We start from the raw sequence: 8,833 nt of genomic DNA, 5'->3' as shown, positions 1-8,833 counted from the left end.
GTGGGTTTATTCGGCCTCGCTGAAGGTGACCTCCACGCCGCCCACGACGTCGGAGGCGAGGTTGTAGATGACCGCGCCGAGGGTGGCCAGGGCGGTGATCAGGACGACGTTGATCGCGCCGACCAGGGCGGTGAAGCCGAGGATGCGGACCGGGTCGAACCATGCGGAGGCGTCGATGGCGTTGGTGGCCTTGCCGTCCGGGTTGGTGAGCTGGTTGACGGTGTCGACGATGGAGTCGAAGACGCCGACCGCGCTCAGCACGCCGTACAGGACGGCGACCGCGACGAACAGGATGACGAAGCAGACCAGCGACACCACGAAGCTGAACTTCATGGCGGACCACGGCTCGACGCGGCGCAGGACCAGGTGGGCCTTGCGCGGGGCGCGGGCGTTTCCGGATTGCTTGCCGCCCTGCTTCCTGCTCGTGGTGGTGGTCAGGAGCGGTTCGCTCAGGCTGCCGCGCGAGTCGCGGGAGCCGTCCTGAGAGCCGGCGGACGGTGGTACGGCCTGCCCGGGCGGGCGGCCGCCGCCCGGCGCGGCGTTGGGCGGCGGTGACTTGACCGGAGAGCCCGGCCCGCCGTGGCCGCCCGGGCCCATCGGGCCGCCCATGGGGCCGTTGGGGCTCTTGGAGCCGGGCGCGCCGCCAGGTCCGCCAGGTCCGCCGGGCCCGCCCGGTCCCTTGGCCCCGGGGCCGGGGCCTTTGCCGGCGTTGGGCCCGCCGACCGGCCCTTTGGAACCGGGGGATGGGGAGTCCACCACCTCGATGATGTCGTTGTCGGTGGTCTTGTCCATTTTCTCCGTCACCTGGTTGCGCGGTCCTGAAGCAGCGGCCGGGGGCCTCCGCTGCGAATTTCCGCCAGAGCTTCCGCCAGTGCCCGAAGAACCCGCAGGCTGGCCAGGGCCTCCCGGCCCCTGTGCCGGCCCTGCGCCCCCGCCGGGTTTCGCCTGGGCGTTCATGGGTTACTCCCCTCCTCCGGCAACCGCTTCTTCCACAGTCTCCACCGTCTCCAGCGACTCCGCGTTCCGGGCAAGGGCCACCACGCTGTCGCCCTCTGCGAGGTTCATCAACCGCACTCCCATGGTCTGACGGCCAGACTGCTTGATCTCCGCGGCGCTCGTCCGGATCACTCCCCCTGCGGACGTGATGGCGAAGACCTCGTCCTCGGGGCTGACCATGACGGCACCGACCAGCTTGCCACGAGCACTGACGATCTTCGCGGTCAGCACTCCCTTGCCGCCTCGTCCTTGTACCGGATACTGATCAGCGGGGGTGCGCTTGGCATACCCGCCCTCCGTGGCGATTAACACATCATGGCCGTCTCCGACCACATTCATCGACAAAAGCTCATCTCCGCCGACAAACCTCATGCCGATCACACCGCTGGTCGCCCTGCCCATCGGACGCAGCGCGTCATCGGAGGCGGTGAACCTGATCGACTGCGCGTTGCGGGAGACCAGCAGCAGGTCATCGCTCTCCGAGACCAGCCGGGCGGCGATGACCTCGTCGTCATCGCGCAGGTTGATCGCGATCAGGCCACCGGAGCGCGGCGAGTCGTACTCCGCCAGCCTGGTCTTCTTCACCAGGCCACTGCGGGTGGCCAGCACCAGGTACGGGGCCACGTTGTAGTCGCGCAGGTCGAGGACCTCCATGACCACCTCGTCCGGCTGCATCGCCAGCAGGTTGGCCAGGTGCTGGCCGCGGGCGTCGCGGGCGGCGTCGGGAAGCTCGTACGCCTTGACCCGGTAGACCCTGCCCTTGTTGGTGAAGAACAGCAGCCAGTGGTGGGTCGTGGTGACGAAGAAGTGGTCGACGATGTCGTCCTGGCGGAGCTGCGCCCCGCGCACCCCCTTGCCGCCGCGCTTCTGCGCGCGGTACAGGTCGGTACGGCTGCGCTTGGCGTATCCGCCGCGGGTGATCGTGACGACCATGACCTCCTCGGCGATGAGGTCTTCCATGGACATGTCGCCGTCGTAGGCGATGATCTCCGTCTTGCGCTCGTCGCCGTACTTGCCCGCGATCTCCGTCAGCTCGTCGCCGACGATCTGCCGCTGCCGGGTCTCGGAGCCGAGGATGTCGTTGTAGTCGGCGATGTGGGCCATCAGGGTGTCGTACTCGTCCTGGATCTGCTGGCGCTCCAGGGCGGCGAGCTTGCGGAGCTGCATGTCCAGGATGGCCTGCGCCTGGACCTCGTCGATCTCCAGCAGCGCCATCAGGCCCTGCTGGGCCACCGCGGCCGACTCCGAGGACCGGATGAGGGCGATGACCTCGTCCATGCGGTCCAGGGCGCGCAGCAGGCCGCGCAGGATGTGCGCCCGCTCCTCGGCCTTGCGCAGCAGGTAGCGGGTCCGCCGGACGATGACCTCGACCTGGTGGGCCACGTAGTAGCGGACGAACTGGTCGAGCCGCAGCGTGCGCGGCACGCCGTCGACCAGGGCCAGCATGTTGGCGCCGAAGGTGTCCTGGAGCTGGGTGTGCTTGTAGAGGTTGTTCAGGACGACCTTGGCCACGGCGTCGCGCTTGAGCACGATCACCAGGCGCCGGCCGACCCGGGCGGAGCTCTCGTCGCGTACGTCGGCGATCCCGCTGATCTTGCCCTCGCGCACCAACTGAGCGATCTTGAGGGCCAGGTTGTCCGGGTTGACCTGGTACGGCAGCTCGGTGACGACCAGGCACTGGCGGCCCTTGGCGTCTTCCTCGAACTCGACGATGGCCCGCATGGTGATCGAGCCGCGGCCGGTGCGGTACGCCTCCTCGATGCCCCGGCGGCCGACGATCAGCGCGCCGGTCGGGAAGTCGGGGCCCTTGACCAGGGCCACCGAGGCGTCCAGCAGCTCCTCGTCGGTGGCGTCGGGGTGGTGGAGGGCCCACTTGACCGCCTCGGCGACCTCGCGCAGGTTGTGCGGCGGGATGTTGGTGGCCATCCCGACCGCGATCCCGCCCGAGCCGTTGACCAGCAGGTTGGGGAAGCGGGAGGGCAGGACCGACGGCTCCTGGGAGCGCCCGTCGTAGTTGGACTGGAAGTCGACGGTCTCCTTGTCGATGTCGCGCAGCAGCTCCATCGCGATCGGGGCCAGCTTGGCCTCGGTGTACCGCATGGCCGCCGCCGGGTCGTTGCCCGGAGACCCGAAGTTGCCCTGGCCGTCGACCAGGGGATAGCGCAGCGACCAGGGCTGGGCCAGCCGTACCAGCGCGTCGTAGATCGAGGTGTCGCCGTGCGGGTGATAGGAGCCCATCACGTCGCCGACGACCCTGGAGCACTTGAAGTAGCCGCGGTCGGGCCGGTAACCGCCGTCGTACATCGCGTACAGGACGCGCCGGTGCACCGGCTTGAGACCGTCACGCACGTCCGGAAGCGCCCGCGAGACGATGACCGACATCGCGTAGTCCATGTAGCTGCGCTGCATCTCGGACTGGATGTCGACCGGCTCGATGCGGTCGGTCGGAGGAGTGGTGTTCACTTCCGTCACGGGATCAGGATTCCTTTTCTCACAACGTAAGTCGGCTTAGACGTCGAGGAAGCGGACGTCACGTGCGTTGCGGATGATGAAGTCGCGGCGGGCCTCGACGTCTTCGCCCATGAGGACGCTGAACAGCTCGTCGGCCTGGGCCGCGTCGTCGAGTGTCACCTGGAGCAGCAGGCGGGTGTCCGGGTTCATCGTGGTGTCCCAGAGCTGGGCGGCGTTCATCTCACCGAGACCCTTGAACCGCTGCACGTTGTCGCGGGGGCGCGGGTCCTGCTTGCCCGCGGCCACGCCGGCCTCGATGATCGCGTCGCGCTCCCGGTCGGAGTAGGCGTAGGAGGCGTCGTCGCCGCGGCGGTCCCACTTGATCTTGTAGAGCGGCGGCTGGGAGAGGTAGACGTGCCCGGCCTCGATCAGCGGGCGCATGAACCGGAACAGCAGCGTGAGCAGCAGCGTGTTGATGTGCTGTCCGTCGACGTCGGCGTCGGCCATCAGGATGATCTTGTGATAGCGCAGCTTGGAGATGTCGAACTCGTCGTGCACGCCCGTGCCCAGCGCGGTGATCAGCGCCTGGACCTCGTTGTTCTGGAGGACCTTGTCGATCCGGGCCTTCTCCACGTTGAGGATCTTGCCGCGGATCGGCAGGATCGCCTGGAAACGGGAGTCGCGGCCGCCCTTGGCCGAGCCGCCCGCCGAGTCGCCCTCGACGATGAACAGCTCACACTTGTCGGGCTCGCTCCACTGGCAGTCGGCCAGCTTGCCGGGCAGGCCGGAACCCGACTCCAGCAGCGACTTGCGCCGGGTCAGGTCGCGCGCCTGGCGCGCGGCGATCCGCGCCCGGGACGCCTGGAGGGACTTACTGATGATCTCCTTGGCCTCGCCGGGGTTGCGCTCGAACCAGTCGCGAAGGTGATCGTTGCACGCCTTCTGGACGAACGACTTGGCCTCGGTGTTGCCCAGCTTGGTCTTGGTCTGGCCCTCGAACTGCGGATCGGCGAGCTTGACCGAGATGATCGCGGTGAGGCCCTCGCGGATGTCCTCGCCGGCGAGGTTGTCGTCCTTGCCCTCCTTGAGGAACCGCTGCTCGCGCGCGTAGCGGTTGACGATCGACGTCAGCGCGGCGCGGAAGCCCTCCTCATGGGTGCCGCCCTCGGCGGTGTTGATCGTGTTGGCGAAGGTGTAGACCGACTCGGTGTAGCTGCTGTTCCACTGCATGGCGATCTCGACGGAGATGCCGTCGGCCTGCGACTCGAAGTCGATGACCGAGTTGTGGACCGGCTCCTTCTTCGAGTTGATGTGGGAGACGAAGTCGGAGATGCCGCCCTCGTAGTAGTAGGTCACCACATGCGGTTCGCCGTTGACATGGTCGGCCCGCTCGTCGCGCAGGCTGATCGTCAGGCCCTTGTTCAGGAAGGCCATCTCCTGGAAGCGGCGCGCCAGGGTCTCGAAGTTCCACGTCGTGGTCTCGAAGATCTCATCGTCGGCCCAGAAGGTGATCGAGGTGCCGGTCTCGTCCGTCTGCTCGCCCTTGGCCAGCGGGGCGGTGGGCCGGGAGTGCTCGTAGGTCTGCCGCCAGTAGTGGCCCTCGGTGCGGATCTCCACCTCAAGGCGGGTGGAGAGCGCGTTGACCACGGACACGCCGACACCGTGCAGGCCGCCGGAGACCGCATAGGACTTGCTGTCGAATTTCCCGCCCGCGTGCAGGACGGTCAACACGACCTCGACCGCCGGTCTGCCCTCGGCCTCGACGATGCCGACGGGAATGCCACGACCGTTGTCGACCACGCGCACACCGTTGTCGGGAAGCAGGGTGACCTCGATGTTGTCACAGCAACCCGCGAGGGCTTCGTCGACGGCGTTGTCGACCACCTCTTGCACGAGGTGGTGAAGCCCGCGCTCCCCGGTGGAGCCGATGTACATGCCGGGGCGCTTTCTGACCGCCTCCAGCCCTTCGAGTACGGTGATTGAGCTAGCGTCGTAGGACAAGTGCAAATCCTCCTGCCGCGGACACGCGGCGCGGGAAGCACCGTGAATGCGTGCTCCCTGCCGTGCCCGTCACCGATGTGAGTGCCCCGATGCGTTCACCCAGGGGAAGCGGCCGTGCATGCCGGGGTGACGCGCAAGCGGACGTGTCCGGAATCATTTTTCATTCTACCGGGCGCGAGCGCGTGATGTGGCATTGACGGCGGCTGTGATGGCCCTGTCGGGCGTTCACCCCTCTCTCAAGCATCCCCCTACTGGAAAGGGGGTCGTCGCCGCAGAGAGCGAGCTGGCCCATCCAGCCGGGATTGTGGGGGTCCGCGCGCGAGTGTTCGCGACGGAGTACGGCGGGGCGCGCGGCGATGCGGTACGGCGGGCGCGCGAGATCGCCTTGACCCGACCGGTCGTGTCGCCCGGGCTCAGCCGTACGTGTCGCCCGGGCCGCGGCTTCCGGTGACCCGCAGGCCGCCTCTCGGGCGTGGCCCGCGCTGCGGCCCCTGAACCTTCACCCGGCGGACGGTGCCCTCGCCCAGTTCCTCGTTCAGCCGTTTGACCAGCGTCGTCGCCAGCAGCCGCACCTGCGTGGCCCAGGCCGTCGAGTCCGCCGAGACCACGACCTCGCCGTCGGTGAAGCTCTCCGGCCTGGTGTGCGCCGCCAGATCCGCGCCCACGATGTCGCGCCAGCGGCCGAAGACCCCGCCGACGGCGATCTCCTGCTCCCACCCCCGGTAGGCCAGCAGCTCGCGGATCGCCGTGCCGAAGAGCTGGGGATCGCTCGCGTCCCTGCGCCCGCCCGCGCGTTTGCGCCGCGGCTCGCGGCGCGGGAGCCGGCCCCGCCTTTCCGCGTCGGCCTTGGCCTGGGCCAGCTTCTCCCTGGCCATCGCCGCGCCGCGGGCGGCGATCCGCTTTGGGTCGATCGGGTCAGGGGATGTGAACTCAGTCGCCACGCGACACACTTCCCTCCGCGACTTGGTACCGGAAGCCGGACAGTTCGGCCGGCACGTCTTCTGGCACGGCCGCGGTGACGAGCACCTGCTCCGCGTCGCGCACGGTCTCGGCGAGGCGCCGCCGGCGCTGGGCGTCGAGTTCGGCGAAGACGTCGTCGAGGATCAGCACGGGGTCGGAGCCGTCGGCCCGCAGCAGCTCGTAGGCGGCCAGCCGGAGGGCGAGCGCGAACGACCACGACTCGCCGTGGCTGGCGTATCCGCGGGCGGGCAGGTCGCCCAGGCCCAGCAGGAGGTCATCGCGGTGCGGGCCGACCAGGGTGACGCCGCGTTCCACCTCCGCGTCGCGGACCTCAAGGAGCCGGGCGCGCAGCCGTTCGGTCAGTACGGCGCGGTCGCTCGTCCCCAGGTCGTCCTCGCCTGTGGACAAGTGCGTGCCGCGGTAGGACATCACGACGGCCGCCGAGCCGGGGGCCAGCGCCGCGTAGGCCTGCTCCACCAGCGGTCGCAGCGCCTCCACCAGGTCCAGCCGGGCACCCAGGAGTTCGGCTCCGTGGCGGGCCAGGTGGGCGTCCCAGACGTCGAGTGTGCTCAGTACGTCGCCCGCGCCCATCGAGGCGAAGCCGGCCTCGTCCTCGGCCCGCCGTACCACGGTGTGGCCGGTACGGCTCCCGCGCCTGCCGCCCTGACGGGTGGCCATCGCGGTACGCAGCAGCGCGCCGCGCTGTTTGAGCACCCGGTCGTAGTCGGCGCGCACGCCCGCGAACCTGGGGGCCCGCGCGACGAGCAGGTCGTCGAGGAAGCGCCGCCGTTCCGACGGGTCGCCCTTGACCAGGGCCAGGTCTTCCGGGGCGAACAGGACGGTCCGCAGCAGGCCCAGGGCGTCGCGGGCGCGGGAGAGGGGGGCGCGGTTCAGCCGGGCGCGGTTGGCCCGCCCGGGGTTGATCTCCAGCTCGACCAGGGCCCTGCGGTCGTCCTTGACGACGGAGGCCCGCACGATGGCCCGGCCCGCGCCGTGGCGCACGAGCGGGGCGTCGGCGGCCACCCGGTGGCTGGACTGCGTCGCCACGTAGCCGATCGCCTCGACCAGGTTGGTCTTGCCCTGCCCGTTGGGGCCCACGAACGCGGTCACGCCGGGCTGAAGCTCCAGCTCGACGGACGGGTAGGACCGGAAGTCGGTCAGCGACAGGTGGGCGACATGCACTCAGGAAGGCTACTGGGCCACAGGGCTCACCGTCGTCACACCCGTGTCGTCCGGTATGTCGGAGTTATGCGGCCTGGCCTTCCGGCTGGTCGCTCCGGGCTCAGGCGGGCGGCGCGACATCGGCGCCGGGGGAGTCGGCCCCCAGGCCCTCGGAGCCCGCCGCCGAGGAGACGGCGTGCCCGCCGAACTGGCTGCGCAGCGCCGCGATGACCTTCATGGCGGGGGAGTCGGACTGGCGGGACCTGAACCGCGCGTAGAGCGCCGCGGTGATCACCGGGAGCGGTACGGCGTGCTCGACCGCGGCCTGGACCGTCCAGCGGCCCTCTCCGGAGTCCTGAGCGTAGCCACGGAGCTCGGACAGGTCGGGGTCCTCGTCCAGCGCCCGGACCATCAGATCGAGCAGCCAGGAGCGGATCACGGTGCCCTGCCGCCAGCTCCTGAACGTGCCCTCGACGTCATCGACGACGTCGGCGGCCTCCAGCAGCTCCCAGCCCTCGGCGAAGGCCTGCATCATGCCGTACTCGATGCCGTTGTGGACCATCTTCGCGAAGTGCCCGGCACCGATCTTGCCCGCGTGGACGAACCCGCCCTCGGCCGGCTTCAGGGTGTCGAAGACGGGGGAGAGCGCGCGGATGTGCGCCTCGTCGCCGCCGGTCATCAGCGCATAGCCGTTGTCCAGCCCCCACACGCCGCCGCTGACGCCCACGTCGACGAAGCCGATGCCCTTCGTGGCCAGCTCGTCGCCGTGCCTGCGGTCGTCCACATAGTGGGAGTTGCCGCCGTCGATCACGATGTCGCCGGGGGCCAGCAGGCCCGCCAGCGCCTCCACGGTGGCCCGGGTCGGCTCACCCGCCGGGACCATGACCCAGACCGCCCGTGGCGCCCTCAGCCGCTCCACGAGCTCCTTGAGGCTCTCCACGTCGCTGATCGCGGGATCGCGGTCATAGCCCACGACCTCGTGGCCGCCGCGGCGCAGCCGCTCGGCCATGTTGCCGCCCATACGGCCGAGGCCGACCATGCCGATCTGCATACGAGCACCCCCTTAAAGGGTTTACGTCCAGATTCACGTCGGTATCGCGGCTGATCCACTGGCTCTGAGATCCGCCGAAATCCACGCCCCGCATACCCGCGAGCGCCGCGCCGAATCGAATCCGGCACGGCTGTGGACAAGCCTAGCGTCCGCCGGATGACGCTTCGCGCCGGGCGTACCCTGTCTCTTATGCACATCTGACGCTGCCGACGG

Annotated in this window: 6 protein-coding genes; all 6 read right to left on the bottom strand. The window is 69.5% G+C overall.

Annotated elements, in window-relative coordinates; genetic code table 11:
* Window positions 1-6 precede the first annotated feature (6 nt).
* Window positions 7-792 carry a DUF3566 domain-containing protein gene (locus C1I98_RS30410; protein ID WP_267898086.1) on the bottom strand — a complete coding sequence of 262 codons (786 nt, stop codon included), beginning with the start codon at window positions 790-792 and terminating at the stop codon, window positions 7-9.
* A gap of 168 nt (window positions 793-960) precedes the next feature.
* A complete protein-coding gene (gene gyrA / locus C1I98_RS30405; RefSeq protein ID WP_111170823.1) occupies window positions 961-3,468 on the bottom strand; it encodes a DNA gyrase subunit A in 2,508 nt (835 codons plus the stop codon).
* 36 nt (window positions 3,469-3,504) lie between these two features.
* Window positions 3,505-5,448: a DNA topoisomerase (ATP-hydrolyzing) subunit B gene (gyrB, locus tag C1I98_RS30400; protein WP_111170822.1), complete on the bottom strand. Its 1,944-nt coding sequence runs from the start codon at window positions 5,446-5,448 to the stop codon at window positions 3,505-3,507.
* A gap of 413 nt (window positions 5,449-5,861) precedes the next feature.
* On the bottom strand, window positions 5,862-6,389 hold the full coding sequence (locus C1I98_RS30395) for a DciA family protein (RefSeq protein ID WP_233508316.1): 528 nt from the start codon (window positions 6,387-6,389) through the stop codon (window positions 5,862-5,864).
* Complete coding sequence (locus C1I98_RS30390) at window positions 6,379-7,590, bottom strand: DNA replication/repair protein RecF (RefSeq protein WP_111170821.1); 1,212 nt, start codon at window positions 7,588-7,590, stop codon at window positions 6,379-6,381. Before C1I98_RS30390 ends, C1I98_RS30395 begins: the two co-directional genes overlap by 11 nt.
* Before the next feature lie 100 nt (window positions 7,591-7,690).
* Entirely contained in the window at window positions 7,691-8,620 is a 930-nt protein-coding gene (gnd, locus tag C1I98_RS30385; protein WP_111170820.1) for a phosphogluconate dehydrogenase (NAD(+)-dependent, decarboxylating), read from the bottom strand.
* Window positions 8,621-8,833: the final 213 nt, after the last annotated feature.

This window comes from Spongiactinospora gelatinilytica (assembly GCF_003236385.1).
Classification (GTDB): domain Bacteria; phylum Actinomycetota; class Actinomycetes; order Streptosporangiales; family Streptosporangiaceae; genus Spongiactinospora; species Spongiactinospora gelatinilytica.
The sequence above is the reverse complement of the archived record's forward strand: the minus strand, read 5'-3'. Positions and strand labels throughout refer to the sequence as shown.